This is a genomic window from Bacillus sp. BF2-3 (assembly GCF_008368795.1).
GTDB classification, from domain to species: Bacteria; Bacillota; Bacilli; order Bacillales; family Bacillaceae_G; genus Bacillus_A; species Bacillus_A cereus.
This window is the reverse complement of the sequence record NZ_QOSA01000006.1, coordinates 316,683-342,813: the sequence shown is the minus strand read 5'-3', so window position 1 is coordinate 342,813 and position 26,131 is coordinate 316,683. Positions and strand designations below refer to the sequence as shown.

Here is a 26,131-nt window from a genome sequence, read left to right as displayed (position 1 = left end):
CTTTTAGGGGTCACTTCAATTTCGCAAAGCTTTTTTGTTTTACTTTTTAATTTTTACAAGTTGAGAAGCTTCTACGCCTTTGTAACCAGGGAATTCTTTACTTGGGTCTTTATCAAATTTTAATACACCTACAGATTTTTCATCACCTTTTACATTGCTGTAAGTTGCGTCATCGACAATCGCATACATATCTGTATATGCACGACCACTTCCGATAATTGTGTTGCCTTCATATTTTAATTTTGCCCCATCAAGTGCAGCATTTTCTACTTTTTCTTTTGCAAATAATACACCTTGTTCTGTTGTTACAGCTGGTAATTTATCAAGTGGTTTCGTGTTGTCTTTTTCATCAACTTTGCTAAGTAACTCTTTTTTCACTAGTTCTTCACCAGTTTTCTTATCCATTACAAGAACTTTTTTACCATCTAATGTTGTCATTTTCATTTTATAGAAGTCTTTTTCTTTCACTTCTTTTTTGTTTTTATCTGTAATTTGCTGAACTTGTTCTTCTGATCCGTACAGTACAAAGCCGTTCGCTTTCTCTCCTAATAAAGAACAACCTGATAATGCTCCAAGTGAAATTGCTGCTGCTAATCCGATTCCTACTAATTTTTTCATGATGATTTCTCCTTTTATATGTTTTATAGTAAATACAATTTTTGTATTAGTGCTTACATGTGAAGAAGCTTGTTTGTTGCTTCTGATATTAGTGTATAAGAAATATTGGAATGCAACTATCGAGTTAGCTTACAGTAACATTACACTTATGTAATTTAGTGAAATTGCACAAAAGTAAGTTAACTCCAAATAGATATAATTATAATATATTGTAAATGCAATATTGTGTATAAAATGTCATATTATAATGGATGTATTTTGGAAATAACATGTAAGGACATATTAGTTTTGTTATAATAAACACATAGGCTGTAAAATGAATATTCTTTACTGTAAAGGGAGATTTTTCAGTTTTCCAAGTAGTGAATTTGAAATATGAGGTATATCATAGGAGGAATTTAGATGTCTGTATTTAAACGATTAAGAGATTTAACAATGTCAAATGTGTATTCGTTAATTGAAAAAGCGGAAGATCCAGTTAAGATGACTGATCAATATTTACGCGATATGCAAGCCGATGTACAAGAGGCTGAGAAAAGTGTAGCAGCTCAAATCGCACTTGAGAAGAAATTCAAAATATTATTTGAAGAGCAAGAAGCACTTGTGAAAAAACGTGAAGAGCAGGCTCATACGGCTGTTCAAGCTAATAACTTAGATCTTGCGCGTCGTGCATTAGAAGAAAAACAAAATGCAGAGCAAAAAATGAATGAGTATAAAGCAAGCTACGAGCAAAATAAAGCTGCTGCTGATAACCTGCGCCTAAAGCTAGAAGAAATGCGTAAGCAATTAAATGAGCTGAAAAATAAACGTGAAACACTTGTAGCGCGTGTAAATGCGGCGAAAGCACAAAAGAATATTAATCAGGCGATGTCTGGATTTGATTCAAACTCAGCAAAAGCTGGTTTAAGCCGTATGGAAGAGAAAGCCCTTCAATTAGAGGCTGAAGCGGAAGCAAGCGGTGAAGTTTATAAGAAAGAAAAATCATTAGATGATGAATTCGCAAGCTTAAACAAAAATTCTGCTGTTGACGATGAATTAGCTCGTATTATGAAGCAGTATGAGAAATAATATAGAATAAAGACAAATGAACCGACATGTCTAAACAAATTCATGTCGGTTTTCTATTACTTTTTAGAGGAGGTTTTGCAATGACATGGATGAATGTAGTTGCCATGCTTGTATGGACTGGAGCGAGTGCAGTACTTTTATTTGCAATTATGTGGGTTGATTCAATTTTTACAAAATACAATGACTTAAAAGAAATAAAAAATGGAAATACAGCTGTAACAACTCGTTTTATTATGAAATTATTTGCACAAGGGTACATTTTATCCCAATCAATAACGAAAGCAAATGATTTATGGCAAGCACTTCTTGCATCAGCAGTTTCTTTCGTTATTTTATTAGTGGTAGAAATGTTTATCGAATTCGTATTAAAGAAAATGTCTGGTCTTGATTTAGAAGAGGGTACGAAAGAAGGTAGCGTTGCACATGCGATGTTAGCCGGATCATTACATATTGTTGGTGCACTAATTTTAGGTGCGTGTTTATAAAGAGAAAAGGAGGGGTAGATCATGAGTTTATTTAAACGAATTAAAAATATAATGAAAAGCCCAGAGCCACCGAAGCCGGAAAAGAGTCTTTTAACGTTAGCTCCTGGCGATATGATTGAAGTTTCATTAGTTATGTATGAATTAATTGGGAAAACGAGTATGCATTCTCGTAAAGAAATTGTTTTAACACTACAAGACGGGAAAGATATTCGTTATTTAAAAATTGAAGACCGAGAAAATACGTATTACAAATTATATACTCCAATTGATGGTCGCTTAGATTCAATTGATGAAATTCCGACGACAATTGAAATGGATGATACCGAGTACCATATGGAAGAACAATATAACGGACGTGTTGTTGTGATGGGAAAAACTCCATTCTCAGCTTCAGAAGAACAGTATATATGGGAATTCCAATCAGATAATCGAAAATTATTGCGTATTGAATGGCAAAATGGTCGCACGATGATGTATGAGGGAGAAGCAATCATTCCTGCTGATGTACAAATTATAAGAGCAACGTAAGGGGGCGTAATCATGTCAAACCGATTGTTTACCATGATTAAATCGTTTGTGATCCCTATACTTGCTATCGTTATATTACTTGTTGTTGCTGGTTATGCCTTATCAGGTTGTCAAGGCGGGCAGACAAAGTCGATTCAAGACCGTTATCCACTTGAATCTGTTGCCAAGGAAGGTAAACAAGAATCTTACGTGTATAGGGCCGCCAATCGGTCAGTTCCTGAAGTCGCAAAGGAACTCATTAATGAAAGAGAACCGCAGCAAGCATCTAAAGAAGACGAAAATCAAATGTTCCTCGTTTATTCTGATAAGATTTATAACCTGCAAAAGGATAAAGAGAAACCATCTGATACGTTAATTGAAATAAGTAATAAAGAATTTGTCCGTCAAAATTACCAACCGTCCTTCTTGCAAGGATATATTATGGGTAGCATATTAAACGATATATTCGGTTCACGAAAATCATCATACGGTGATTATCGAGGATATAACGATAGACAAAATCATAAACCAGTTATTCCAGAGAGACCACCTACAAAAGAAGAAAAGAAAACCCCACCTCCAATTACGAAGGAAGGGAAAGGGTCTATCATTAAGCGAGGCGATAATGTAGATTCGAAACCATCAGTAGGTGATAAGGGAAGTATTACTGAAAAAGGAAGTAATACGACGCCCCCACCTTCTACTGGAAGCAAGGGTAAAATTACAAAAACACCAGGCGGTTCAAGCGGATCAGATGTGAAGCCAAAATCATCTATTAAAACGCCGCCAAGGAATACATCTCCTCCGAAAACGAGGGTCGGTGGTTCAGGAAAAATTACGAAGAGAAGATAGTGTAGAGACCGAAAAGTGGAATTTGCTTTTTGGTCTTTTTTTATTATGGGAATTAATTCCTCTCATGTGGTACGATTTAGGCATAAGGGAGGAAGTAAAAATATATCAGCGATTATTGAAATATATCGACTTACCGACAAAAACTGACAACGATAGCAACTTAATAATAAAAAGAGGGTGTGCCAAAATTTTGGCACACCCTCTTTTTCATAACGATTAATGAATATCACGTTTCTTAAAGTTACCGCCTTTTACTTCTGCTACGTCATAAACTGTAATAAAGGCGTGTGGATCGATTTCATTAATAAGTTCTTTCATTTTACTTTCTTCTAAACGGTTAATTACACATGAAATTTCTTTAAACTTCTCTCTTGAATAACCACCGTATACTTCGTTATATGTTGCACTTCGGCCTAAACGATCGCGAATTGTTTCTACCATTAATTCAGGCTCTTTTGTAATAATTTTAAATGCTTTTGAACCACTTAAACCAACTTCAACGATATGAATCACTTTCGAAGCGATAAAGTAAGCAATTGCCGAAAGGATAGCTCCTTGCAGGCCGAATACCGTTGATACGAAAATAAATACGAACATGTTTAAGAATAAAATAAGGTCACTCGTTCCAAATGGTAACTTACGAGAAAGCAATACAGCAAGCATATCGATTCCATCTAATGCCCCACCGTTACGTAATGCTAGTCCCATACCAAAACCGATGATAATACCACCAACAACTGTAACTAATAATGTATCGCCTTCAATAATAGCTGGTATTCCGTGCATGACAACGGTACCTACTGCTAATGAAGCAATTCCGATAATAGAATAAATCGCAAAGCTTTTACCGATTTGCTTATACCCTAACCAAACGAAAGGAATGTTAATAACTGCGATTAGAGCTCCTAATGGCAATCCAAATAATCTTGAACTAACGATACTTAAACCAGTTACACCACCGTCTGATACGTTATTTGGAATTAATACTGCTTCTAATCCGTACGCTGTGATAAATGCCCCAATAATAATCATCAAAGCTTTTGAAGCAATTCTTAGCTTATTGGGCTTGTTTTTGATAATTTTCTCCATGTAATTTCCTCGTTTCAAACTAGTTTCTTATTTGTTACGTAATTCACACCTAAATTTTATTTTAACATTTAATTTGAAAAAATTCTCCTTTAATGGATGTATGCAGGGAATATTATCACCATATTATCTTTAAAATATTTTTGAAATCAGTATAAGAAATCCCATCCTTTCAAAGGATGGGATGCTATTAAGAAAATATAAAACTAAGTACTGATACGAATAAAGCGAAACCTAAAATAGTTCCACATATTTTCATATGGCGCTTGCGTCCCATTACGACAATCGCAACATATTCACGGATCATTGCGTTAGGCCAGTAATAAAATGCAGTTTTTGATCCGATTCCTTGGCTATTAAGACCGGCTTGTCTTGCATATATACCAGCACGGAAAAGGTGGAAATTATTCGTTGTAAAAATACTTTTATATTTACCTTCTGGTTTTAAAGAATCCATAATTTCTTTAGAGAACAGCATATTTTGATATGTGTTTACAGAGCGATTTTCCTGGACTGTATGTTCAAGAGGAATTCCTTTTTCAACAGCGTAACTTTGCATCGCTTCCGCTTCTGGAAGACCTTCATCTGGACCTTGTCCACCAGAAAAAATAATTGTTGGTGGTGTATTAACAGCGGCTTGTTTCCAATAGAAGTCAATCGCTTTATTAATGCGGCTTGCAAGTAAAGGTGGTACTTTATCATTAATTAAGCCGCTACCAAGAACGATGATGAAATCTTGATTACGTCTTGGTCTGTTGAATTGGTATAAAAAATATGCACTTAAGAAGTTAGATAAGTGTATAAAGAAATATATGCTTATAAGAGAAATAGCTGCAAAAATAGGCTCTAAATGCGATGAAACCAAACTTGCTGGATTTATAATAGGGAGTAACATAAAGAATAACATCCCTAAAGCAGCAAGGAGTGTTAAACAGTTAGTGAACCGTCGTCCTTCTCGCTTCATTAAAATTCTAGCATTAAGAAATAGCCCAAACATTAAAGCAACAATACCGAAAGGAAGCATAATGAGAAGTGCTAAAAAAGGTAAAAATATAATGTAGCGTAGGACATCACTATCTGAGTTCAATGATACAATCACACAAAAAAGAAGGAAAAAACAGATAAAGGCATTAAATAAAAAGCCGTTTATTATTTTTCGCGGATCTTTTAAATATGAGATAAGAAAAATAATAAATAATATAAGAGGAATAATTCCGAAATACATCATAAATATAGTACACCTCAACTTGTATAAGAATTTGACATACCTTTTATATTACATGATTTTATAAGTGAAAATGAAAGAAAAAGGATTTTGAATTTTCTCAATAAAATATATAGATACGTATGTTACAATATATTCAAAGCGATATATTAAAAGTAAAATGGTTGAAAAGGCACTCAGTAGAGTGCTTTTTCTTTTTGTATGCAATTGTGCATATTATATTTTTTTTCAAATGAAGAGGATTACAATATAAGTTGTAGACAGACTTTATAAAGCAGAATTTCATACAAACATTTCCCTCTACTTTTTGTATCTAACAATCGTATAACAATAAATAATTCTGTTTTATAGTGTCTGTTTTTGAAAGGTGTCTTTTTTGAAGGCACCTTTTTTTATTAGTATAGATAGTTTACACTGTTAGCATAGTGTAAACTATCTATACTAAACATTAGCAATCTTCCGTGTAAACTATCTATACTAAACATTAGCAATCTTCCGTATAAATATTATCAATTTACTATATATTCCAGTGGTGTTAACCTACATATGAAAGGCTTTCTTTTTCAAAATATTACCCCTAATAAAATTTTGAAGAAGTCAACTGTCTCCAAACTTGTCTTTATGCTTAAAGAAAAAGCACTCAAATTGAGTGCTTTTTCTTATTGAAACATGCTATTTTTCTAGGCGATTTTCATAAAATAAAAGTAAAGAAATGAAAGTGGGTGACAAAATGCCGGCAGTTGTGGAAGGTGTTATTATTGAAAACTGCAATGGAACAATTAATGTAGGTGACAAATATAACGTACAGCCGATTGAAAAGACGAAGGCTTATAATGGATCGGGATCATCAAATACAGGAATGAAAGTACAAACGTTTAGCGGGATTAGTACAGCTGATGTATGGGATAATGATGCGAATGATCAGGGGATACAGTTTACTTTATAGTACAGTATGTAAAATTGCATAAAATGATGAAGTTGCCCTATGATACAATCTAGCTGTGAGCTGTTAATGATTCTTCTGTAGTATAGTTGTTAGATTAGAAATATAACATCTTATCGAAAATCATACGTATAAAAAAGACACTTCAAATGAAGTGTCTTTTTTTACCTTAGTGATACCCTTTAGCAGAGTCTTTATGAATTTTATTTTTAAATATACTGTAGCTCCAAAGCTGATATCCAATAACGATTGGTACCATGACCATTGCAACGAAGAACATAATTTTTAAGTTTAATTGACTACCAGCTGCGTTGTATAACGTTGTACTGTATGCATCGTTAATACGAGATGGTAACATTCTTGGGAACATACCTGCAAAGCCAGTTGTCATAAACATTGCGATTGTTAGGCAAACGAATGTGAATGCAAGGCCAATTTTATGTTTGTACACCATAATTAGTGCGAGTACACTCATTAGCATTGCAAGTACTGGAAGAATGAATAGTACCGGATATTCCGTAAAGTTTTGGAATAAGTTTGTTCGATTAGCAGTCGCTACATAGAAAATAGCTAAAATGATAGCAGCTGCCATTGAAAACGGTCTTGCGATTTTATAAGCACGGTCGGATACTTCACCAGTCGTTTTAATCATGACCCAAAGGGCACCGGATACGACAAATATAGCAGTGAAGAAAAGACCACCTAATATACCGTAATGGTTTAGTAAGCTAAGTAAATTTCCTTCATAGCCATTTTTTCCGATTTGTAGTCCGTAATACAAGTTAGCAAATGTAACACCGAATAAAAAGGCGATTAAGAAACTGCCAATTGCAAATGCCCATTTACAAGTTTTTTGCCAAATTGGTGAATCATCTTTATGCATGAATTCCAGTCCAGCGGCACGAGCAAATAGTGCAAGTAATACTAAGAATAACGGTGTATATAAATAACTAAACATATTAGCATATGTGACTGGGAAGGCAGCAAATGTTGCGCCACCAGCTGTAATTAACCATACTTCATTACCGCCCCAGAACGGGCCAATTGCTTCTTGTAATTGATTTCGTTCTTGTCGATCTTTCGTAACGAAAGGAAAAATCATTCCGTTACCAAGTGCATACCCGTCAAGAATGAAGTAAACTGTCCAAATCACGCCCCATAAACCGAACCAGATGATTGCAAGCATATCATGAGACATGAGCCACACCTCCCTCAGTAGCAGGTTCTTCTAATGCGGCAGGTCCTTTTTTCGCGAACTTCAGCATTAAGTATACGTCTGCGATTAAAAGTAAAGTGTAGAATAAAATTAAACTAATTAATGAGAACCAAATTTGCGGGACAGATATAGGCGATACAGATTCTGCTGTACGCATTAGTTTATATACTGTCCATGGTTGGCGACCTACTTCAGCGACAATCCATCCTGCGTTAATCGCAATATAAGGAAGTAAGACAGACCATATTGTAATTTTTAAATAACGTTTTGAGTTTTCTAGTTTTCCTTTTCGGTTTAAATAGAAGCCATACCAAGTTAATGCCATAAAGAACATACCGAGTGCAACCATTAAGCGGAAGCTATAATACACGAGGTTAACATTTGGACGTTCATCTTTCGGAATATCTTTTAAACCAACAATTTCGCCATCAAATGAATTTGTGTAGAAGAAGCTTCCGAGTTTTGGAATCGTAAGGAATTCAAAGTTCTTCTCATTTTTTACATCAGGAATTTGAACAATTGAGAAGCCTTGTCCTTTTCCAGTTTCCCAAACTGCTTCCATCGCAGCTCCTTTTGCGGGTTGATATTTAGCTGCTGATACACCAGATTGATGTCCCATAAACGGTGTAATTGTTGCGGCGAATAAGCCTAACATTAAGCCGAACTTAAATGATTTTTTGAAGAATTCAACTTCATTTTTACGTAATAAGTGATAGGCACTAATTGCCATAACGAAGAAAGCACCAACAATATAACAACCAACTACAGTATGGAAGAACATATTCCAAGCGTATGGATTCGTAACGAGTGCCCAGAAATCATTTAATTCAGCGCGGCCGTTACGTACTACGTAGCCAACAGGGTTTTGCATAAAGCCGTTTGCTGTAATAATCCAAAGGGCAGAAATGTTTGTTCCAAGTGCAACCATCCACATGCAGAAGGCACGGAACTTTGGTGAAATTTTGTCTTTACCGAATAACCATATTCCCATGAAAGTAGATTCTAAGAAGAAGGCAACAAGTGCTTCGATTGCGAGAGGTGATCCGAAAATGTCTCCCATATATTTGGAGTACTCAGACCAGTTTGTTCCAAATTGGAATTCCATCGTAATCCCGGTTATAATCCCCATTACGAAGTTAATTGTAAATAATTTACCCCAGAAATTTGCCATTTTGCGGTATGTTGGATTCAATGTGCGGGCGTATTGAGTTTCCATACATGCTACTAAAATGACAAGTCCGATTGTCAAAGGTACAAATAAAAAGTGATAAAAAATAGTAATTGCAAATTGAAAACGACTCAGTAACAGAACGTCGGACATAATGAATATTCACTCCTTTTTTACATTATCTACAATCAGTTTATAGTGAAAATACGTTTAAAGTATGTGAAACTTGTTACAAAGCTGTGTGTATATTTTGAAAGAATTATGTCGATTATCTGAAAATATCTTATTTTTACTATAAAGCGATATCCTTTTTGAGTTTTTCATATTTTGGTACACTATTTATGTAGTGTAAATGAGAGAAAAGAGGGTTCCTTACTATGAAGTCATTAGAAGAGATTTTGCAGTACAATGAGAAATTTGTTGAAGAGAAAAAATATGAAGAGTTTGTAGCGGGGAAATTTCCAAACAAAAAGATGGTAATTATTTCTTGTATGGATACACGACTTGTTGAACTATTACCGAAAGCGATGAATATGCGTAACGGTGATGTGAAAATTATTAAGGTAGCAGGAGCTGTTATCTCACATCCATTCGGAAGTATTATGCGTAGTATTTTAGTTGCTGTATATGAACTTGGTGCTGATGAAGTTTGTGTAGTTGGTCACCACGATTGCGGTATGGCAAAAATTCAGGCAAGCAGTACAATTGAGAAGATGAAAGAGCGCGGTATAACAAATGAGAAATTAGATACACTCCGTTATTCTGGAATCGATTTAGAAAGATTCCTACAAGGGTTCTCTAGTGTAGAAGAAAGTGTAGAACATAGCGTATCGATACTTCGCAACCATCCGTTACTTCCAGAAGAAGTACCTGTTCACGGTCTTGTTATCGATCCTGAAACAGGAAAATTAGATTTAGTTGTGAATGGTTACGACAATTAAGAATTTACTTTGTCATCCTTTTTATCTGGGACAGGATCAAATCCTCCCGGGTGGAAAGGGTGACATTTTAATATACGCTTACAAGTAAGCCAAAAACCTTTGAGTGCACCATGTTTTTGAAACGCCTCTAATCCGTAATGAGAACAAGTCGGATAAAAACGGCATGTTGGTGGTGTCATCGGAGAAATGAATTTTTGATAAAAGCGTATAATCCCAATAAAAATCTGTTTCATAACGGTCTCCTTTTCAGCATATTCTTAAAGTATTATAGCACGACTGTACATAATACTTTACTAATGTGCATTTCCGTTATATCATATTGGATATAACGGAATTAAATTAAAAGCGGGAGAGATGTTGTATGCCATCAGTAGAAAGCTTTGAATTAGATCATACGATTGTAAAGGCACCTTATGTAAGACATTGCGGAGTTCACAATGTAGGTAGTGACGGTATTGTAAATAAATTTGATATTCGTTTCTGCCAACCGAATAAACAAGCAATGAAACCAGATGTTATTCATACGTTAGAGCATTTATTAGCATTTAATTTACGTAAATATATTGATCGTTATCCGCATTTTGATATTATCGATATTTCACCGATGGGCTGCCAAACAGGATATTATCTTGTAGTAAGCGGAACACCGACAGTACGAGAAATCATTGATTTATTAGAACTAACATTAAAAGATGCGGTTCAAATTACAGAAATTCCAGCTGCAAATGAAACACAATGTGGTCAAGCGAAGCTTCACGACTTAGAAGGAGCACAACGCTTAATGAACTTCTGGTTAAGCCAAGATAAAGATGAACTTGAGAAAGTGTTTGGATAAAAAGGAAAACTGCCTGTGAAAGGGCAGTTTTTTTATTGTACTAAGAGCGAACATACTCTTCTTTTTTATGAAAATATATTAGATACTCCAACATATAAAACAAAGGCAGAACCGAGAAAATAAACAAATGCTTTTGCTTTTTCCCGTTTCTTCATTTCATCAATTCCAAAAAGGATAAACATAATACTTAAAAGGATAAACACGTAAGGTAAAAGAATAGTGAAGTTTGCAAAGAAGCTAAATAGGGCGAGAGAAAGAGCGATAGTGGCGATTATAATTTGAATGTTTTTTAACATGGAATCCCCCTTAAGTAGAAAGAAATAGTTACTGAGAGAAAATAATTATAAATGCTAAATTGATCGAAATTTTATTCTACATGTAGCGAAAGAGTTTGATATTAAAAAGAAGAATATGAGACTAGAAACGAAAAAATACGGGATACTCATTAATTCCTAGAAGAATAAAGGAACAACTGAGAATAAATTGTACGTATGGGAGAAGTGAAAAATTATCGGTAAAATGGACATAAGTGCTTAGAGTGAGTAAGAGAAGCATGAAAAATGCTAAAAAAATCCGTAATATAGTTAGAGTTAGCATCGTATAGCCCCCTTTAGACCATTTACTAGAATATTTCTGTGAAACCAATAAATAAAGCAGCGGCTCCTGCTAGTAGAGCGAGCACACTACCTCCTGTTTGCTGTTTTAATATTTCCTCTAAACTTATGGTGAGGGCCATAACTCCTAAAGAGATAAACATATACGGCATTATTTCTCTATTACTAGTAAAAAATCCATAGATTGCTATAGATAAAGCAATAAGTGATAAAGTAATCCGTACTCCTTTTAGCATGCATGTACCTCCTTTTATTTGATATAACTAATGATGAGAACAATCCAAATGAAAGCACCGGCAATAATACAAATAAATCCAGTTGCTGATTCCTTTTTCTTTATTTGTTCAAATGCGATGAGAAACATTAAAGCCCCTAATAGAAATTGTGAAAGAGGTAAAAAATTATTTTGACCTGTATATAATCCAATTGCCGACATAACAATCACAGTGAGTGCTACTATGATGCGAAGTATACGAAGCATATTAGGAATTCTCCTTATTCTTTTTTGTATAAGGATTGTCTTCTAGTTTATCGACGGAATGTTTATAAGCATAGCCTTTATTAATTGTCATGATGGAGAGTACGAGGATGATTAGGACGATGATAATACCGATAATTAATATTTTGAACATAAAATCCCTCCTTTTCTTTATTTTACATAATTTTGTAATTGATGAAAACAATAGAAAATAAAAGGATGAAAGAAGGGTGTTACATGGAGACGAAAAAAACATATTATATATCAATAGGAAACGGTCAAATTTCACAAGTGAAGACGGCGGATACGTATAATTTTGAGATTTCCGCAAATGATGAGGAAATTACGGAATTAAGAGAGCACTTTGATCAAGCATATGTAGAAGATTTAGGGTCATTTGTACGCTCCCACGTTCCATTTGTTGAGTATCATCACGATTCAAATAATGACCGATATGATGAACAACTACAAAAAGCATATAAAATGATTTACGATTTAGGAAATCATGAGACGAAAGAATTAGTCGCACAAATGGGAATAATCAATGGATTGTAATTGGATAATATTATGCAGAAAAGCGAGAATATGCTACAATTTGTGGTAGGAAAAACTTGTAACCATCAATAGGGGAGTAATGGCATGTACAAATTTAAAGATTATTACCACAACACTGTACAATTATCGTTTGAACGTTATCCATTTTCTCCTGAGCCAAAGCATGTTTGGGTTGTATGCCGGTACGGGGATCAATGGTTATTAACGCATCATTTACGTCGCGGTCTTGAATTTCCAGGTGGTAAAGTAGAACTAGGGGAAACACCGGAAGAAGCGGCAGTTCGAGAGGTTCATGAAGAAACCGGCGGCATAGTTTCTGATTTAACTTACTTAGGACAATACAAAGTATCTGGAAAAGACAAAATAATCATTAAAAACATTTATTTTGCAACAATTAGTGCGGTAGAAGAACATACGCATTACGAAGAAACGAAAGGGTCTGTTTTATTAAAAGACATTCCTGACAACATTAAAACGAATAGAAAATTTAGCTTTATAATGCGCGATGACGTATTAGCGCGTACGATGAAACATATAGAAGAAATCGGCTGTTTTACGAAGTAAAGTAGCCGGTTTCTTTTTTTATATGTAAGAATAAATGTAAACATATCTTTACATTATTTTGGGGATATTATACAATTTTGTAAAGATATATTTACATTTTAGGAGGGGGAAGATGGATAAAAGAAAAGAAACGACTGTTACTGTTTCGATGGTTAAATTAAACTTTTCTTTATTTTTTATAATAATTGCTTTGTCGTTTGGAATTGGTTATTTGCATATATTTCTTTCAGGTGGGGTTCAAGTCGAAGTTACATTATTAACGATGTTTCTTTTTATTATCGCAATGATTGTTCTCGTTTGTATTCATGAAGCGATACATTTAATTGGCTTTCGCTATATCGGAGGTGTTCCGTGGAGTGAACTAAAATGGGGCGTTAATTGGAAATTAGGTGTTGCATATGCTCATTCTAAACAGGCGGTTACAGTAAAGCAAATGAAGAAAGTGTTAATGCTTCCGTTTTTACCAACTGGAATTTTGCCAATTGTATTGGGATTAGCTATGAATCTGGAGCCACTCTCATTTTTAGGAATTCTACTAACAGCAGGGTGTATCGGCGACATTGCCTTATATCAAAAAGTTTCAAAGTTTCCAGATGATGCGCTAGTAAAAGATCATCCGAGTAAACCGCAGTTTACAGTATATGAATAATAAGAGGAGGCGTTTTTGAACAACTGCCTCCTCTTATTATTTTTTGTCGGTAAATCAATATATTGTGAAAATTGTTGATATAATTTAATTACTATTATTGTATTTTTATCTCCACCTCCACCTCTAAAAACGAAAGTACCTCCAACAAATCATCTACGATACGTGAATGCTTAAAATCACCCCAAAACGAATCTTTTTTCCAAACACCAAGAATCCTTACTTGTTCAGAACCAAGCACATCGTTTTCTGGATGATCTCCAACATAAAGACATTCTTCTGCCTTCACATCTAGTCTTTGCAAAGCACGTTCGAAAATTTCAGGATGAGGTTTTTTAATTCCTTCAGCTTCTGAAACGAGAATGGTGTTTGTATACGTATGTATATGTAGTGCTCGAAGGTTGCTCATCTGAAATTCAGTAAAACCGTTTGTGATAATACCAATTTTAATGTTTCGCTGTTTTAACTGTTGAAGTAGTTCATGCGTGTTTTTGAAAGGAATACAATGATGTTGGAAGTTTGTAATATAGTCGTGTAGTAGTTGCTCTTGCGTTAAAGTAGTAATGTTGTATTCGGAAAGGAGAGTAGCATATACTTTATCCTTCCACGTATAGCCATTATTATCGAGTTCAAGAAATCGAGAACAATACTCTGATTTCTCTATACTCATCAAATGTGAGGAGAAGCGATTATATTGCTCATAAATAAATTGTTCTAAAGATTGGCGCCGATCTAATAGTGTTCCATCTAAGTCGAATAAGATTGCACGAATCATGAGAAGCCTCCTTGGAGTTTTTATAATTAATTATCGCATATTCGCAAAAAAATGATTATGATATTTTGTAGAATGGAATAATGGGGGATTGTATGAAGAAACTGTATGGCAAGTTAGTGTGTTGTATTATAGCAAGCAGTTTAGTTGCAGGATGCGATAGTGCTATCGAGGTTACGAAAGAAAAAGAAATTTGTAAAACAGAAGAAGAGTGTACGCAAATAGGAGATAAAACATTACAAAAAGTATATAAAAAGATAGAGGGACTTTCAGAACTTGAAAAAGTAGAAGATTATGACATAGAAGAGTATGAAAGTGTGAATATGAAAGAGGCGGAACAGAAAAAAGAAAAGGATGACAATTATTTCTTTTTAGCTTCTTATTATATCGATGGTGATGAAATTGTAGATCCTTATTTTGAGAAATTGGATCGTAAGAGATTGAATAAAGTTTTTGCAGATGACGAAGTAGCAAAAGATGATTTGTTAAGTCAGCGACAAGATAGAGAGTATCATGAAACCTTATGGGACATGTATCGCACTCTCGTCCCAGTGAAATATCGTGAGAATATAACAGGATTTGGTCTAATAACGGATGGTTATGATGGCGTTGTTGCCCATGTCATGCCAAGTATAGATGACCCGAGAGATTGGGTGCTTAGTTTAGACGTGCTTGATTCTGGGGTGAATATAGATGAAGTGATGAAAACATTAATTCATGAAACGGCTCACGTATTAACGATTGGACATAAACAAGTACCAGTGGATAGAAAGTATTTAGAGGCGTTTGATGAAGAGAAAGACATTTCATCATATCGAAATAAATGTAAAACGGTGTTCGTGAAAAATGGATGTGTGAGAAAAAGTTCGTATATTAACCAATTTTATAATGAATTTTGGAAACCAATTGAGCAAGAGTGGACAGAAAAGAAAGTAGAAGAAAGTGAAGAGGCACAAATTGAATTTTATAAAGAAAAGCATGATGATTTTGTATCGCTATATGGAACAACAAATGTAACGGAAGATATCGCAGATACATTTACAGCGTTCATTTTACAAGATTCAAAAAAAGTGAAAGAAGGAACAGAGTTAAAATATAAGAAAATTGCTTTCTTCTATCAGTTCCCTGAGCTTGTAAAAATGAGAGCGGAAGTGCTGTCAGGATTATATGATGTTTCGAAAACGATAGAACAACAAAGTGGAGACTAATGTGAGTTAGGCTTTCGATATAGTTTCGTTAAAGAAAAGCGTGAAGAATTTTTAATTCTTTGCGTTTTTTCTTATGTTGATAAAATTGAAAATTCTGTATTTTTATCAAAAAGAAGAAGGAACTGGAGGCACAAAAGAGAATTAGTATAAAAATGTCACAATTTAGACACAATTATAATGCGCGTGTTGTAGGGACTATAAGTTTACTCTCGAGGAGGTAATGAAACGTATGAAAACGATTCTTGCTGTTGCTGGTCTCATTTGGGTAATGTCTCACGGTTTTCCGATTTTTGAAGGGGAGCAAATTCGTAGTGCTTTGAATGAAAAGTTTAATGATTATCATGTGATAGATCGAAAAGATAATGTCGTTACAGTACGTGTGAAAGACTGTTTCCATACAGTTACGGTTGCGGATGGAAACATTACAAATGAAACGAAAATGTGTGATAAAAGGTAAAAGAAAGAAGCTGACTATAGCGCACTGTTTTGAGTCAGCTTCTTTTTCTTTTTCCAATTAGAATTTTTTCAAATGCCTCAACAAATACATACATAAGAGTTGCAAGAACACATGTGAGTAGTACGCTAAGTAAGACGAGTGTGAAGTTAAAGACTTGGAATCCGTAGCTAATTAAGTAGCCAAGTCCTTGTTTGGAAACGAGAAGTTCTCCGAAAATAACACCAACCCAGGATAAACCAACATTTACTTTTAACGTTGAGATAATTGCTGGAAAGGATGCAGGGAGAACGACTTGCTTATAACATTGCCATTTATTTGCGCCAAATGTGTCCATCACTTTTATATAGTTAGAATCGACTTCTTGAAATGCACTGTAAATAACGAGAATGGTAATGATGATGGAAATGATTACTCCCATTGCGATAGAAGATGAAATGTTTGGACCGAAAATAACGATGATGATTGGACCGAGTGCAACTTTTGGCATTGCATTTAGGACGACGAGGTAAGGATCAAGTACGCGGGCTAGAAGTGGCATCCACCAAAGAAACGTGGCAATAATAGCACCGAGTACCGTTCCGAGAATGAAGCCTACTCCTGTTTCCAGCAATGTCGTCCATATGTGGACCCAAAGTGAACCGTCGATCCATTTCGTTAAGAAGAGATCCCAAATACTCGAAGGAGAGCTAAAGAGTAAAGGATCAATCCATTCTTTTTTGCTAGCTATTTCCCATAGTGCAAAGAAAAGAATAAGTAGTAAAAGCTGTAATGAGCGAGCAATCCAAGCACGCCTGCGTTCTTTCTTTCGAAATTGTTCATGTAGTTGTTTTATATTATCCAAGTCGTTCCAGCTCCTTCCATATATCTTGAAAGAGGGCTGGGAAATCGTAGTGATGGCGTGCTTCTAACGGTGATAAAGAACGGATACTTTCCGGGACGATAAAGATTTTCGCGATTTTTCCAGGATTCGCTTGAAGTAAATAAATACGATCACTCATCGCAATCGCCTCTTCAATATCGTGAGTAACAAGTAGTGATGTTTTCTTATATTTATTTAGTAAGTTGAAAACGAGTTCTTCTAGTTTTAATTTCGTTTGATAATCGAGTGCGGAGAATGGTTCATCTAGTAATAAAATTTTCGGATCAGTTGCTAACGTTCGAACGAGAGCGGCACGTTGACGCATACCGCCGGATAGTTCACGAGGATATTGTTCTTCTACACCATGTAGACCGACTTGCTTTAAAAGGTTTAAAGTATGTTCTTTCATTTGTTCATCATAAATCCTTCGAATATGAAGTCCAAGCATAATATTTTCTTCAATCGTTTTCCACGGGAATAAGTAATCTTGCTGCAACATATATCCCATAGATGATGTTTTCGTTGTAATCGGTTCACCATCTAAAAAGACGATACCGTCAATTGGATCAAGTAGTCCAGCAATGATTGAGAGGAGCGTTGTTTTACCGCAACCACTTGGACCGAGTATAGAAATAAATTCGCCTTCTTCCACTTGTAAGCTCATATCTTCAAGAATAAGTTTGGCATTCTCTTTTGCAAAAAAACAGTGAGAAACGTTACGTATTTGCAAAAAACTCATACACTTCGCCTCTATTTCTTAATAACGCTTTCGGCAATTTTTGTATTGACGAGCGCTTCATGTGGGACTTCTTTTTGTAATTCACCAGCGTCTTTCATAATAGTTTGAAGCTGTTTCCATTCTTCTGCATCTAATAGTGGATTTGTCGCATAAGAATGTTGCTTTTTATACCGTTCAATTACTTTTACTGTAATGTCTTTTGAAGTGTCTTTAAATAGCGGGGAAACAGTATCAGCAATCTCTTCTGGACTATGTGTATCAACCCATTGCTGTGCTTTATAGAGCGCACGTGTGAACTTTTCAGCAGCAGCTTTATCTTTCTTTAAGAAACTTTCTTTTGCCATGAATGTTGTATAAGGAACAGTACCAGATTCATTTCCGAATGAAGCGACGATATAACCTTTACCTTCTTTTTCGAATATGCTTGCAGTCGGTTCAAAGAGCTGGACAAACTCTCCAGTACCAGATGCGAAGGCATTTGCAATATTAGCAAACTCGATATTTTGAATTAAGTTCGTATCTTTACGAGGATCAATGCCATTTTTCTTTAAAACGTATTCCCCAACCATTTGCGGCATGCCGCCTTTACGCTGTCCTAAAAATGTAACACCTTTTACGTCATTCCAATTAAAAGAGTCTAGTTTTTTACGTGAAACTAAAAATGTCCCATCTGTTTGTGTAAGCTGTGCAAAGTTAATGACAGGGTCTTTCGCTCCTTGTTGATGAACGTAAATAGACGTTTCAGAACCGACGAGAGCAATATCAATTCCGCCAGATAATAGGGCGGTCATCGTTTTATCGCCACCAGCTGTTGTTTGTAGGTCAATATTTAGTCCTTCATCTTTAAAAAATCCTTTTTCAACCCCAACATATAATGGGGCATAGAAGAGAGAATGGGTAACTTCGCCGACGCGAATGTTTTGAGTTTGTTCTTTCGTACCTTCTTTTTTACTACTACAAGCAGCAAAAGTAAAAACAGCTAGTAACATGATGCAAAAAATCGCGATTAATTTTTTCACTATATAACACCTCCTAGAAGTCACTCTACAAGCATGATATGTAGGTAATCGCCCATATGTGAGTGTAGATAGCAGGAATTTTTTTGGTGGTAAAGAAGTACAAATATAAGGGGTGATAAAATGGAGTACGAATACGATGATAGCGTACATTTACATCTTGATTATTTCGGGACAGAATGTGATATGGAATCGATTGCTTATAAGAGAAAGAATGAAGACGTATGGGATGTGTATTTTAATTTTGGAGTATACGGTATTCAGAAAGACGATGTAGAGTTAGGGAGATTTATGGACGAATATGCTGGTCATTACGTTTTTTCTGTACATGCTCGCGATCTTAGCTGGGAATTTGGAAGTGCCCAGTTTGAAGAGTGGGTTTTGAAAAATCGGATAGTAGAAAAAACGCTACAAAAATAGGAGGAATTTTGTGATTGGATTTCTCATCTTATTATTTATTTTTGTGGCCGGATTTTTTATCATGCAAATGCTTATTTACCAATTTGCAAAGAAAAACATCCATAAATATACAAAAATAAAATGGTTTCATATGTGGCTACATATGAATATGAAAAAAGGTCCGAGATTAGATTCTTTTGATTTTGTAATTATAGTACTCGTATGTATCGTATGGAAAATATGGCTGCTTCCCTTTATATAATACACATACTAATCATTTTCTCTTTTATCATAAAATAACGAAAAGAACCTGTCTTGTGGCAGGTTCTTTTCGTTATATTAATAGTTGTTAAAAACGTACAACGCTTGTTTATTAATTCTTTCGTATTTTCATGTGGAATCTTTAATAGCATTAAGGATTTCTAAAAAATAGTTATTATATCATAAAGTGGAGTGCTAAAATTAAGCTTTTCAAGAATGAGTAATTTGTATGCCACAATTTAACTATTGATTAAGGAAGTATTAAGGAAATATATTTATAGTAGAAGCAAGTTTGCAGACGAAATATAGGATATATGTTATTTTAATACAAATAGTTTTTTCGATGCGAGGTGAAATTAATACATAGAAAAGAGGGAATGAATTGAAGTATGGTTCTACACTTTTTCATCTTCCAAAAAGAAATATATTAATTTCTAGCATTATAAGTAGTATGGTGACTTTATTAGTAATAACTATGCTGTTTATGATTTTAAAGGTTTTCAATTTAGACATGATGAAAGATCATTTAAATCAAAAGCTTGTTTTAAGTGTTATGATGATTTTCATATGGGGCATAACGTTTTATATTACGCATTTCAATAAAAAAGAGATGTCTATACTTAGAGCATCCCTACGAGTGCATTTTATATTATTTTTGCTAGCCCATACAGTAGCGTTATTTTATATTGTCATGCAAGTTAATATGAGTTTCATAGAGGCAATGAATTGGATTTACTTTTATAATATGCAGTTTATATTAAGTTTTGTAGTAATTTATGCAATATATATTCTTGTATATAATTTAATAGGTAAGGTTTTTCTAAGTATGGTTTTAACGAGCTGTACGTTAGTCATTTTATGTATTGTGAATTATTTGAAGCTTATTTTCAGAGGTGATCCGTTATATCCTTCTGATTTTACACAAATTACGCATATGCAATCTGTTATACCGATGGTGATGGACTATTTTAGTTGGAGTTATATTTTTGTCATTATCTTAAGTATCGTAGCTTGTATTGTAGCAGGGATATATATGAGAAGGTATATTCAAAATGTAAAGATTCATCTAGGAATAAGTGCCTTATTAGTAGTGGGATCTATTTTTGTTCTATATGCGTACGGTAATTTTGCGAATACATTTATGAATAAAGTATTTCAAAAATCAGGTGTAGATTTTGTTTTGTGGAATCAAAATGAGAACTATGCTTCAAATGGTTTTGTACTTGGGTTTATTAGCAATTTAGATACAACAGTTATGGAAAAACCAAAAAATTATTCTAAAGAAAATATGCTTCAAATAGCAAACAATATAAAAAAACAATATAGTGGAAATATAGGGAGCCAAAAGAAAAAAGAGAAACCGAATATTATTTTTGTAATGAGTGAATCGTTTTGGGATCCGACGAAAGTAACTAACCTTTCTTTTAGTGAAGATCCTGTACCAAATTTACATCATTATATAGAAAACTTTCCTGGTGGACAAACTATTTCTCCTACATTTGGGGGAAATACGGCGAACGTTGAATTTGAGGCATTAACAAGTTATTCAATGAGTTTGTTAAAGCCAGGTTCTATACCATATCAGCAGGTTATTACAAATAAGAAAGAAATTCCATCAATCCCTACGGCGTTGAAAAAAGAAGGTTATTATACAAGTGCAATTCATTCATTTGGTCGCACATTCTTTAAACGTGATGATGTATATAAGGTGTTAGGGTTTGATAAGTTTAATGCAGAGGACACGATGGAAAATGTGGATATTGATGGAGATTATATTAGTGATTTAGCGATGAGTAAAGAGATAATTGCTGAGTTAGAGAAACAAAAACAACCTACATTTATTCATGCAGTTACGATGCAAAATCATTTTCCATTTACAGAGGGCCGATTTGGTGAAAACCTAATCGAAATTAGCAGTCTAGAAAATGAAGACTCAAAGGGAGAATTAGAGACGTATACAGAAGGATTAAGACGTTCAGATGAGGCTCTTCAATATTTAATAGAGCAACTAGATAATTTTGATAGACCTACATTATTAGTATTCTTTGGAGATCATCTTCCATCATTAGGAACAAATAAATCTTTTTATAAAGAAAATGGGTATATAACGAATGAAAAAACACCGAATGAACGTTTAGCCATGGCGCAAACACCGCTATTAATGTATGCAAACTTTGATATGCCAAATGATAATTTAGGTTTAGTAAGCCCAATTCATTTTTCTAATCTTATTTTTGATTATGCAGGATTAAATAAATCCTTATTTTATCAATTTTTATCGGAATTTTACAAGGAAATACCAGTGCTTAGAGATGAATTAAAAGTTGATAAAAATGGAGAAGTAATCAATGATTTAACAAAGAAACAAAAAGAAATGTTAGAGCAATATAAAATGCTCCAATATGATTTACTCGTCGGAAATCAATATAGTAAAGATATCCTCTTTAAATAAAAGAAACAAAAAGAACTTGTATAACGATACAAGTTCTTTTTTCATAGTATTTAACGGGGTAACCAGACAAGCTGGGTTTAGGGAGTATTACCTGTACATTTAGTATATATGAAAATGTAATCGTTTTATTTGTGTATTTGTGAGAAATATGTGAATTTTATGTTTTGTGAAAAATCGATTATATTAACTTTCGTTCTTGTATTGCAGTTGTTATGCATGTAAAAATTTTATCAGTTCTTTATTTAATTCATCCGCTTGATCGATTGGTGAACCATGACCACTATTTGTAAGAGCATGTAACTGAGAATTTTTAATTCGTTGTTGCGTAAGCTCAGCACTTTTGTAAGGAATTAGTTGGTCGTGAACGCCGTGGAAGATTTTTGTTGGGACGTTAATTTTATTTAAATCTTTCGTTACATCTTCATTTGCAGCTGCTTGTAAAATTTTTATAAGGGCATAAGAAGCGGACTGCATACCGAGATAAGAAAACCATTCAAGGGTTGCAGCCCCTAAGTTTCTATTAAAAAAGGATAAAGATACATCATTTAAAAATTTTGGTAAATTAGCATACATTTGATTAATGAGAGCATCTGCTTGTTCTTTCGGTACACCGTAAGGGGACTCTTGATTTTTAACGAAAGAGGGGGAGACAGCGTCAATTAATGCGAGCTTAGAAATGCGGCGCCCATTATAGCGAGACATATAGCGAATAGAAAGAGCACCACCAACTGAGAAACCGACTAATGTAGCGTTCTCTACTTGAAGTGCTTCCAGAACAATTGCGATATCATCGGCTAATCGATCATACGTGTAACCAGTCCATGGCTTATCAGATTGCCCATTCCCTCGTATATCCATGGCGATACAGCGAAAGCCATGCTCAGGTAAAACATTGAGTTGATATTGGTACATTTGATGATTTAAAGGCCATCCGTGAACGAAGAAAACAGTCTTACTACCTGGACCAGGGTTAACGTCTTGCACAAAAATATGCACATCTTTCTCGACAGTAACAAACATAAATGTCCCCCTATTTTATGAATATACTCGATCCCAAAAGCGTTGTTTTGTCATAGCTTTAATAAATTCATTTGCTAGTCGCGTAGAGTCTTGTTCTATTAAAACACCAGGCTTTCCTTCGATATTTAAAGATTGAATAATAGAAGAGCCGTTTTGGAAGGAGCCAATCGGCTTAAAGTGATTATATGATTCTACGACAAATGAACTTGCGTTGTTAAGAAAATGATCATCCATCTTTCCGCCGATAAGAAGTAATCCATCATAAAAGAGTGGTGAGCCTGTTAAGAAAGTATCATTTACTTCCCACTGTCCATTTGGCGTTCCCTGCACTATGTCTAATTGTTCTGAAACGATCACTGGCAGTTAAAGAGTTTTCATCGTTTGAAATTTTAATACCTGTATTTGTTGTCATCTCCTTTCCTTCATTTTCACGCATGAAAGATTGGAGTTGTTCGGTCTTTTTATTTTTTTTGCCATCCATAAAAAACACCTCCGATAATATACGTATTATTCTTTATGTTTTTTATGCTTGTATATAGCATGAAGATATTGCATAGTTGGCATGATTTTCCTCAAATGTTCGATTTATCTTTGTTTGTCTATGAAAATCATTTATTATAATAAATGGTATTCTTCGAGATATTATTTTGAAGGGGTGTTGAAGTGAAAGAAAGTTTTCTATCATATAAAGAAGAAGAAAGAAATGCAAAAATCCTTTTATGGGTGTTATATGTCATTGTTATTGTATATCAAATTTTCTATGCAATCGTATTAGAAGATAAATCAATAATGGATAAGGGATACAACATAATATGGCAAGTTATTTGCGGAGTAGCAATACTGTGCGTGAATATATATTTAATGAAAAAAGAGAAGGCAAACCTTGTTAAATATGCATGGATATTTGCATACATAGGGATAGAACTCGCTAATATATTTTCGTATGTTTTTTATAATAAGGCGGCGTTTGATGCGACAAATATAATAGAAATTATTCTCATTTTCTTTGTACCTATATTTTTAAATAAAAAATTCTATGTGTTTTTACTTTCCTCTATTGTAGGAAAATATTTAATTTATTTATTTGTATTAGAGGAAGTAAAAGCATTTATGTTCCTTATTATGTATACACTTATGTTAATAGCTGCATATATCATTTTAAACCGATTTTTACAATATCTTTCAGCTGTAAAGGAAAGTATTGCGATTGCTAGTGAATCACAGAAATTAGCAGTAATCGGAAAAATGGCAGCGACGGTTGGACATGAAATTAAAAATCCACTTGCTTCATTAAAAGGATTTACGCAATTACAACGAGAGAAGCATGAAGAGGATCCTATTTATAAACGTATGATTTTTGAAATAGAAAATATGAATAATATGATAAGTGAGTTAATGGAAGTTGCTACATGCAAACCTTCTATTTATAAGAAACATGATGTAGGAAAAATTGTATTACAAGTAATAACAAGTCTTCGTGAAAAAATAGATGAATTAAACATTCAGTTTATTTCTAATGTGGAAGAAAAAACAATAGAAGTTGAATGTGATGAACGAAAAATAAGAGGAGTCTTTTTATATACGATAAAAAATGCTTTAGAGGCAATGGGACAAGGTGGTATATTACATTTACAATTAGAAAATAAAGGGAAAGAATATGTAATGATCAGTGTGATCGATAATGGTCATGGTATTAAGCAAGAAAACTTACCCCGTGTTACAGAGGCCTTTTATACAACGAAACAAGATAAAATTGGTCTGGGACTGACGGTAGCGAATCGAATTGTCGCCGAGCACCTTGGTGAGTTGCATATTTCAAGTGAAAAAGATACTGGAACGAGAATAGACATCATTCTCCCAAGGAAGTGTGGAAATACTGAAATCCAAGTGGAAGAAAAGCTAGGAGTTACCATATGAATAAAGGCTATATATTTAAAAATGAAGAAATAAAGGCGCTGAAAGCATTTTTAAGTTTATTTTTTATTATATTTTTCGTATATGATCTTGCCTATGAATTTATCGTACCGTTAATCGGTGGAGAGCAAGAAGGTGTAGGAGAGTTTGAAGATGGTTTAGGTTTATGGCTTTACTTTTTGATGGTGGTATTGTTTTGCATTGGAATATACTTTATGAAATGGAAGAATGCTTTTGCGGTAAAGTATATTATTCTAATTGGCTATAATGTATTAGATTGTATCCATAACATTATGATTTATTATGGTAGCGATGCAGAATTTGACGGTGGAAATATAGTAGAAGGATTTTTTATTTTGTTTGCACCAATCTTTGTGAATAAAAGATATTTCTGGTTAGTTCCAGCGATACTTATCGGAAAGTATGCTCTTACAGGAATCATTATTCAATCTTCTCTCGTTTTAATCCCAATGGCATTATATAGCGTATTTACTATCATATGTTGGATTATATTTTTAAGGGTTCAGTCTTACGTTCGTACGCTTGAGATGATGGACAAAGAAATAAAACAGACAGAAAAACTAGCAGCTGTTGGAAAGATGGCAACGGTTATTGGTTATAAGATTAGAAGACCTTTAGCAAACTTAAAAAAACTTGTGAATAAACAAGCAGACAAGCATCCAGAGGATAAAATTTATAGTGATATTATGAAACAAGAAGTAGATCGGATTCATATAATTGCTACAGAACTTAGTGGATTTGAGAAATCTAAATCACTAGAATCAGAAACTCATAACATACAAGAAATTATTTCTTATGTTATTCGAGTTATGGAAAAGCCAGCTTTAAAACAAGGAGTTTACATACAAGGTATTTACAGTAAAGACTTACCATCAATTACATGTGATGAAAAACGATTAAAACAGGTCTTTTTTAATTTAATCAAAAATGCAATTGAAGCAATGTCAGTTGGCGGAACAATTACGATTAAAGTTACTGTAAAAGATGGAATCATCGTTCAAGTGAAAGATGAGGGATGCGGCATTCCGAAAGATAAAATTCCAAAGTTAAATGAAGCCTTTTATACAACGAAAGAAACAGGAACTGGTCTAGGTTTAGTAGTTACAGAAAAAATTATTAAAGACCACAACGGTAAAATAAGTTTTGAAAGTGAAGTTGGGGTTGGAACGACGGTTGAAGTTATGTTACCACTGCATTAACTACAAAAAACAT

General features: G+C 34.1%; 33 protein-coding genes and 1 pseudogene. 17 read left to right on the top strand and 17 right to left on the bottom strand.

Translation table 11 applies throughout. The features are described 5' to 3' along the window. Positions 1-39 precede the first annotated feature (39 nt). Positions 40-618, bottom strand: a complete 579-nt coding sequence (locus tag DN401_RS07460; RefSeq protein ID WP_000737501.1) for a lipoprotein BA_5634 family protein — start codon at positions 616-618, stop codon at positions 40-42. Between the two features lie 402 nt (positions 619-1,020). On the opposite strand from DN401_RS07460, the gene DN401_RS07455 reads away from it, so the two are divergent. The 4 genes from DN401_RS07455 to DN401_RS07440 all read left to right on the top strand — a co-directional run bounded on the left by DN401_RS07455 (position 1,021) and on the right by DN401_RS07440 (position 3,530). Beyond that, positions 1,021-1,686, top strand: coding sequence for a PspA/IM30 family protein (locus DN401_RS07455; protein ID WP_000110290.1), 666 nt, complete (start codon positions 1,021-1,023; stop codon positions 1,684-1,686). Between the two features lie 80 nt (positions 1,687-1,766). Then, positions 1,767-2,171 (top strand): DUF350 domain-containing protein, encoded by a 405-nt coding sequence (locus tag DN401_RS07450; protein ID WP_000220087.1) that lies wholly within the window; start codon positions 1,767-1,769, stop codon positions 2,169-2,171. Between the two features lie 21 nt (positions 2,172-2,192). Next, positions 2,193-2,699, top strand: coding sequence for a DUF4178 domain-containing protein (locus tag DN401_RS07445; RefSeq protein ID WP_000051745.1), 507 nt, complete (start codon positions 2,193-2,195; stop codon positions 2,697-2,699). Between the two features lie 12 nt (positions 2,700-2,711). Then, on the top strand, positions 2,712-3,530 hold the full coding sequence (locus tag DN401_RS07440) for a DUF4247 domain-containing protein (protein ID WP_000071199.1): 819 nt from the start codon (positions 2,712-2,714) through the stop codon (positions 3,528-3,530). A 216-nt stretch (positions 3,531-3,746) separates the two neighbouring features. On the opposite strand, the gene DN401_RS07435 is transcribed toward DN401_RS07440, so the two are convergent. Then, positions 3,747-4,619 carry a YitT family protein gene (locus tag DN401_RS07435; RefSeq protein ID WP_000411246.1) on the bottom strand — a complete coding sequence of 291 codons (873 nt, stop codon included), beginning with the start codon at positions 4,617-4,619 and terminating at the stop codon, positions 3,747-3,749. Between the two features lie 187 nt (positions 4,620-4,806). Beyond that, positions 4,807-5,844 (bottom strand): YdcF family protein, encoded by a 1,038-nt coding sequence (locus DN401_RS07430; RefSeq protein WP_000990094.1) that lies wholly within the window; start codon positions 5,842-5,844, stop codon positions 4,807-4,809. 709 nt (positions 5,845-6,553) lie between these two features. On the opposite strand from DN401_RS07430, the gene DN401_RS07425 reads away from it, so the two are divergent. Then, positions 6,554-6,787 (top strand): spore germination protein, encoded by a 234-nt coding sequence (locus DN401_RS07425; protein WP_002001299.1) that lies wholly within the window; start codon positions 6,554-6,556, stop codon positions 6,785-6,787. A 166-nt stretch (positions 6,788-6,953) separates the two neighbouring features. Here DN401_RS07425 and cydB read toward each other — a convergent pair whose 3' ends face one another. Then, on the bottom strand, positions 6,954-7,982 hold the full coding sequence (gene cydB / locus DN401_RS07420) for a cytochrome d ubiquinol oxidase subunit II (RefSeq protein WP_000017662.1): 1,029 nt from the start codon (positions 7,980-7,982) through the stop codon (positions 6,954-6,956). Then, positions 7,972-9,321 carry a cytochrome ubiquinol oxidase subunit I gene (cydA, locus tag DN401_RS07415; protein WP_001286188.1) on the bottom strand — a complete coding sequence of 450 codons (1,350 nt, stop codon included), beginning with the start codon at positions 9,319-9,321 and terminating at the stop codon, positions 7,972-7,974. The genes cydB and cydA overlap by 11 nt, the downstream gene beginning before the upstream one ends. Positions 9,322-9,545: 224 nt before the next feature. On the opposite strand from cydA, the gene DN401_RS07410 reads away from it, so the two are divergent. Then, complete coding sequence (locus DN401_RS07410) at positions 9,546-10,109, top strand: beta-class carbonic anhydrase (protein ID WP_048656633.1); 564 nt, start codon at positions 9,546-9,548, stop codon at positions 10,107-10,109. On the opposite strand, the gene yidD is transcribed toward DN401_RS07410, so the two are convergent. Next, on the bottom strand, positions 10,106-10,342 hold the full coding sequence (gene yidD / locus DN401_RS07405) for a membrane protein insertion efficiency factor YidD (protein WP_000809334.1): 237 nt from the start codon (positions 10,340-10,342) through the stop codon (positions 10,106-10,108). The genes DN401_RS07410 and yidD overlap by 4 nt on opposite strands. Positions 10,343-10,470: 128 nt before the next feature. On the opposite strand from yidD, the gene luxS reads away from it, so the two are divergent. Beyond that, positions 10,471-10,944 carry an S-ribosylhomocysteine lyase LuxS gene (gene luxS, locus DN401_RS07400; RefSeq protein ID WP_001141371.1) on the top strand — a complete coding sequence of 158 codons (474 nt, stop codon included), beginning with the start codon at positions 10,471-10,473 and terminating at the stop codon, positions 10,942-10,944. A gap of 65 nt (positions 10,945-11,009) precedes the next feature. On the opposite strand, the gene DN401_RS07395 is transcribed toward luxS, so the two are convergent. The 4 genes from DN401_RS07395 to ytzI form a co-directional block, all read right to left on the bottom strand. Continuing rightward, positions 11,010-11,240 (bottom strand): YczI family protein, encoded by a 231-nt coding sequence (locus DN401_RS07395; protein ID WP_000916668.1) that lies wholly within the window; start codon positions 11,238-11,240, stop codon positions 11,010-11,012. A 326-nt stretch (positions 11,241-11,566) separates the two neighbouring features. Then, on the bottom strand, positions 11,567-11,794 hold the full coding sequence (locus tag DN401_RS07390; protein WP_071740507.1) for a DUF3953 domain-containing protein: 228 nt from the start codon (positions 11,792-11,794) through the stop codon (positions 11,567-11,569). 14 nt (positions 11,795-11,808) lie between these two features. After that, positions 11,809-12,039: a DUF3953 domain-containing protein gene (locus DN401_RS07385; RefSeq protein ID WP_071740508.1), complete on the bottom strand. Its 231-nt coding sequence runs from the start codon at positions 12,037-12,039 to the stop codon at positions 11,809-11,811. 1 nt (position 12,040) lies between these two features. Beyond that, positions 12,041-12,190, bottom strand: a complete 150-nt coding sequence (ytzI, locus tag DN401_RS07380; protein WP_000472791.1) for a YtzI protein — start codon at positions 12,188-12,190, stop codon at positions 12,041-12,043. Positions 12,191-12,273: 83 nt separating this feature from the next. Here ytzI and DN401_RS07375 point away from each other — a divergent pair, with 83 nt between their 5' ends. The 3 genes from DN401_RS07375 (at position 12,274) to DN401_RS07365 (ending at position 13,804) form a co-directional block, all read left to right on the top strand. Beyond that, positions 12,274-12,591, top strand: a complete 318-nt coding sequence (locus DN401_RS07375) for a hypothetical protein (RefSeq protein WP_000448409.1) — start codon at positions 12,274-12,276, stop codon at positions 12,589-12,591. An 84-nt stretch (positions 12,592-12,675) separates the two neighbouring features. Beyond that, complete coding sequence (gene mutTA, locus DN401_RS07370) at positions 12,676-13,155, top strand: antimutator 8-oxo-(dGTP/GTP)ase (RefSeq protein ID WP_000276385.1); 480 nt, start codon at positions 12,676-12,678, stop codon at positions 13,153-13,155. 112 nt (positions 13,156-13,267) lie between these two features. Next, positions 13,268-13,804 (top strand): DUF3267 domain-containing protein, encoded by a 537-nt coding sequence (locus DN401_RS07365; protein ID WP_000361287.1) that lies wholly within the window; start codon positions 13,268-13,270, stop codon positions 13,802-13,804. A gap of 94 nt (positions 13,805-13,898) precedes the next feature. On the opposite strand, the gene DN401_RS07360 is transcribed toward DN401_RS07365, so the two are convergent. Continuing rightward, a complete protein-coding gene (locus tag DN401_RS07360) occupies positions 13,899-14,576 on the bottom strand; it encodes an HAD family hydrolase (protein ID WP_149287646.1) in 678 nt (225 codons plus the stop codon). Between the two features lie 92 nt (positions 14,577-14,668). Here DN401_RS07360 and DN401_RS07355 point away from each other — a divergent pair, with 92 nt between their 5' ends. Next, on the top strand, positions 14,669-15,781 hold the full coding sequence (locus DN401_RS07355) for a hypothetical protein (protein ID WP_071740510.1): 1,113 nt from the start codon (positions 14,669-14,671) through the stop codon (positions 15,779-15,781). Positions 15,782-16,010: 229 nt separating this feature from the next. Next, a complete protein-coding gene (locus DN401_RS07350) occupies positions 16,011-16,238 on the top strand; it encodes a hypothetical protein (protein WP_000849112.1) in 228 nt (75 codons plus the stop codon). Between the two features lie 34 nt (positions 16,239-16,272). Here the strand turns inward: DN401_RS07350 and DN401_RS07345 are convergent, their stop codons facing one another. The 3 genes from DN401_RS07345 to DN401_RS07335 are packed head-to-tail and all read right to left on the bottom strand — an operon-like array spanning position 16,273 to position 18,855. Next, complete coding sequence (locus DN401_RS07345) at positions 16,273-17,079, bottom strand: ABC transporter permease (protein WP_000368771.1); 807 nt, start codon at positions 17,077-17,079, stop codon at positions 16,273-16,275. Further along, entirely contained in the window at positions 17,072-17,836 is a 765-nt protein-coding gene (locus DN401_RS07340; RefSeq protein ID WP_071740511.1) for an ABC transporter ATP-binding protein, read from the bottom strand. Before DN401_RS07340 ends, DN401_RS07345 begins: the two co-directional genes overlap by 8 nt. Before the next feature lie 11 nt (positions 17,837-17,847). Then, on the bottom strand, positions 17,848-18,855 hold the full coding sequence (locus DN401_RS07335) for an ABC transporter substrate-binding protein (protein ID WP_000733146.1): 1,008 nt from the start codon (positions 18,853-18,855) through the stop codon (positions 17,848-17,850). Positions 18,856-18,975: 120 nt separating this feature from the next. Here DN401_RS07335 and DN401_RS07330 point away from each other — a divergent pair, with 120 nt between their 5' ends. The 3 genes from DN401_RS07330 (at position 18,976) to DN401_RS07320 (ending at position 21,964) form a co-directional block, all read left to right on the top strand. After that, positions 18,976-19,272, top strand: coding sequence for a DUF3986 family protein (locus DN401_RS07330; RefSeq protein ID WP_000455579.1), 297 nt, complete (start codon positions 18,976-18,978; stop codon positions 19,270-19,272). 10 nt (positions 19,273-19,282) lie between these two features. Next, positions 19,283-19,513, top strand: a complete 231-nt coding sequence (locus DN401_RS07325) for a hypothetical protein (RefSeq protein WP_149287645.1) — start codon at positions 19,283-19,285, stop codon at positions 19,511-19,513. Between the two features lie 381 nt (positions 19,514-19,894). Further along, positions 19,895-21,964, top strand: coding sequence for an LTA synthase family protein (locus DN401_RS07320; RefSeq protein WP_149287644.1), 2,070 nt, complete (start codon positions 19,895-19,897; stop codon positions 21,962-21,964). A 210-nt stretch (positions 21,965-22,174) separates the two neighbouring features. Here DN401_RS07320 and DN401_RS07315 read toward each other — a convergent pair whose 3' ends face one another. The 3 genes and pseudogenes from DN401_RS07315 to DN401_RS07305 form a co-directional block, all read right to left on the bottom strand. Then, entirely contained in the window at positions 22,175-22,984 is an 810-nt protein-coding gene (locus tag DN401_RS07315; RefSeq protein WP_000498278.1) for an alpha/beta fold hydrolase, read from the bottom strand. A 15-nt stretch (positions 22,985-22,999) separates the two neighbouring features. Beyond that, positions 23,000-23,344, bottom strand: a pseudogene (locus DN401_RS07310) (catalase); the annotation flags it as partial. Continuing rightward, positions 23,277-23,465 (bottom strand): hypothetical protein, encoded by a 189-nt coding sequence (locus DN401_RS07305; RefSeq protein WP_000348759.1) that lies wholly within the window; start codon positions 23,463-23,465, stop codon positions 23,277-23,279. The pseudogene DN401_RS07310 and the gene DN401_RS07305, both read right to left, overlap by 68 nt. Before the next feature lie 182 nt (positions 23,466-23,647). Between DN401_RS07305 and DN401_RS07300 the strand changes: the two genes are divergently transcribed. Beyond that, positions 23,648-24,901: an ATP-binding protein gene (locus DN401_RS07300; protein WP_000664890.1), complete on the top strand. Its 1,254-nt coding sequence runs from the start codon at positions 23,648-23,650 to the stop codon at positions 24,899-24,901. Further along, entirely contained in the window at positions 24,898-26,118 is a 1,221-nt protein-coding gene (locus DN401_RS07295; RefSeq protein ID WP_001032628.1) for an ATP-binding protein, read from the top strand. The genes DN401_RS07300 and DN401_RS07295 overlap by 4 nt, the downstream gene beginning before the upstream one ends. Positions 26,119-26,131: the final 13 nt, after the last annotated feature.

Excerpts from the sequence above, each read along its gene's own strand:
- DN401_RS07460 (WP_000737501.1), bottom strand. The coding sequence starts at position 618 with ATGAAAAAATTAGTAGGAATCGGATTAGCAGCAGCAATTTCACTTGGA.
- DN401_RS07455 (WP_000110290.1), top strand. The coding sequence starts at position 1,021 with ATGTCTGTATTTAAACGATTAAGAGATTTAACAATGTCAAATGTGTAT.
- DN401_RS07450 (WP_000220087.1), top strand. The coding sequence starts at position 1,767 with ATGACATGGATGAATGTAGTTGCCATGCTTGTATGGACTGGAGCGAGT.
- DN401_RS07445 (WP_000051745.1), top strand. The coding sequence starts at position 2,193 with ATGAGTTTATTTAAACGAATTAAAAATATAATGAAAAGCCCAGAGCCA.
- DN401_RS07440 (WP_000071199.1), top strand. The coding sequence starts at position 2,712 with ATGTCAAACCGATTGTTTACCATGATTAAATCGTTTGTGATCCCTATA.
- DN401_RS07435 (WP_000411246.1), bottom strand. The coding sequence starts at position 4,619 with ATGGAGAAAATTATCAAAAACAAGCCCAATAAGCTAAGAATTGCTTCA.
- DN401_RS07430 (WP_000990094.1), bottom strand. The coding sequence starts at position 5,844 with ATGATGTATTTCGGAATTATTCCTCTTATATTATTTATTATTTTTCTT.
- DN401_RS07425 (WP_002001299.1), top strand. The coding sequence starts at position 6,554 with ATGAAAGTGGGTGACAAAATGCCGGCAGTTGTGGAAGGTGTTATTATT.
- cydB (WP_000017662.1), bottom strand. The coding sequence starts at position 7,982 with ATGTCTCATGATATGCTTGCAATCATCTGGTTCGGTTTATGGGGCGTG.
- cydA (WP_001286188.1), bottom strand. The coding sequence starts at position 9,321 with ATGTCCGACGTTCTGTTACTGAGTCGTTTTCAATTTGCAATTACTATT.
- DN401_RS07410 (WP_048656633.1), top strand. The coding sequence starts at position 9,546 with ATGAAGTCATTAGAAGAGATTTTGCAGTACAATGAGAAATTTGTTGAA.
- yidD (WP_000809334.1), bottom strand. The coding sequence starts at position 10,342 with ATGAAACAGATTTTTATTGGGATTATACGCTTTTATCAAAAATTCATT.
- luxS (WP_001141371.1), top strand. The coding sequence starts at position 10,471 with ATGCCATCAGTAGAAAGCTTTGAATTAGATCATACGATTGTAAAGGCA.
- DN401_RS07395 (WP_000916668.1), bottom strand. The coding sequence starts at position 11,240 with ATGTTAAAAAACATTCAAATTATAATCGCCACTATCGCTCTTTCTCTC.
- DN401_RS07390 (WP_071740507.1), bottom strand. The coding sequence starts at position 11,794 with ATGCTAAAAGGAGTACGGATTACTTTATCACTTATTGCTTTATCTATA.
- DN401_RS07385 (WP_071740508.1), bottom strand. The coding sequence starts at position 12,039 with ATGCTTCGTATACTTCGCATCATAGTAGCACTCACTGTGATTGTTATG.
- ytzI (WP_000472791.1), bottom strand. The coding sequence starts at position 12,190 with ATGTTCAAAATATTAATTATCGGTATTATCATCGTCCTAATCATCCTC.
- DN401_RS07375 (WP_000448409.1), top strand. The coding sequence starts at position 12,274 with ATGGAGACGAAAAAAACATATTATATATCAATAGGAAACGGTCAAATT.
- mutTA (WP_000276385.1), top strand. The coding sequence starts at position 12,676 with ATGTACAAATTTAAAGATTATTACCACAACACTGTACAATTATCGTTT.
- DN401_RS07365 (WP_000361287.1), top strand. The coding sequence starts at position 13,268 with ATGGATAAAAGAAAAGAAACGACTGTTACTGTTTCGATGGTTAAATTA.
- DN401_RS07360 (WP_149287646.1), bottom strand. The coding sequence starts at position 14,576 with ATGATTCGTGCAATCTTATTCGACTTAGATGGAACACTATTAGATCGG.
- DN401_RS07355 (WP_071740510.1), top strand. The coding sequence starts at position 14,669 with ATGAAGAAACTGTATGGCAAGTTAGTGTGTTGTATTATAGCAAGCAGT.
- DN401_RS07350 (WP_000849112.1), top strand. The coding sequence starts at position 16,011 with ATGAAAACGATTCTTGCTGTTGCTGGTCTCATTTGGGTAATGTCTCAC.
- DN401_RS07340 (WP_071740511.1), bottom strand. The coding sequence starts at position 17,836 with ATGAGTTTTTTGCAAATACGTAACGTTTCTCACTGTTTTTTTGCAAAA.
- DN401_RS07330 (WP_000455579.1), top strand. The coding sequence starts at position 18,976 with ATGGAGTACGAATACGATGATAGCGTACATTTACATCTTGATTATTTC.
- DN401_RS07315 (WP_000498278.1), bottom strand. The coding sequence starts at position 22,984 with ATGTTTGTTACTGTCGAGAAAGATGTGCATATTTTTGTGCAAGACGTT.
- DN401_RS07305 (WP_000348759.1), bottom strand. The coding sequence starts at position 23,465 with ATGGATGGCAAAAAAAATAAAAAGACCGAACAACTCCAATCTTTCATG.
- DN401_RS07295 (WP_001032628.1), top strand. The coding sequence starts at position 24,898 with ATGAATAAAGGCTATATATTTAAAAATGAAGAAATAAAGGCGCTGAAA.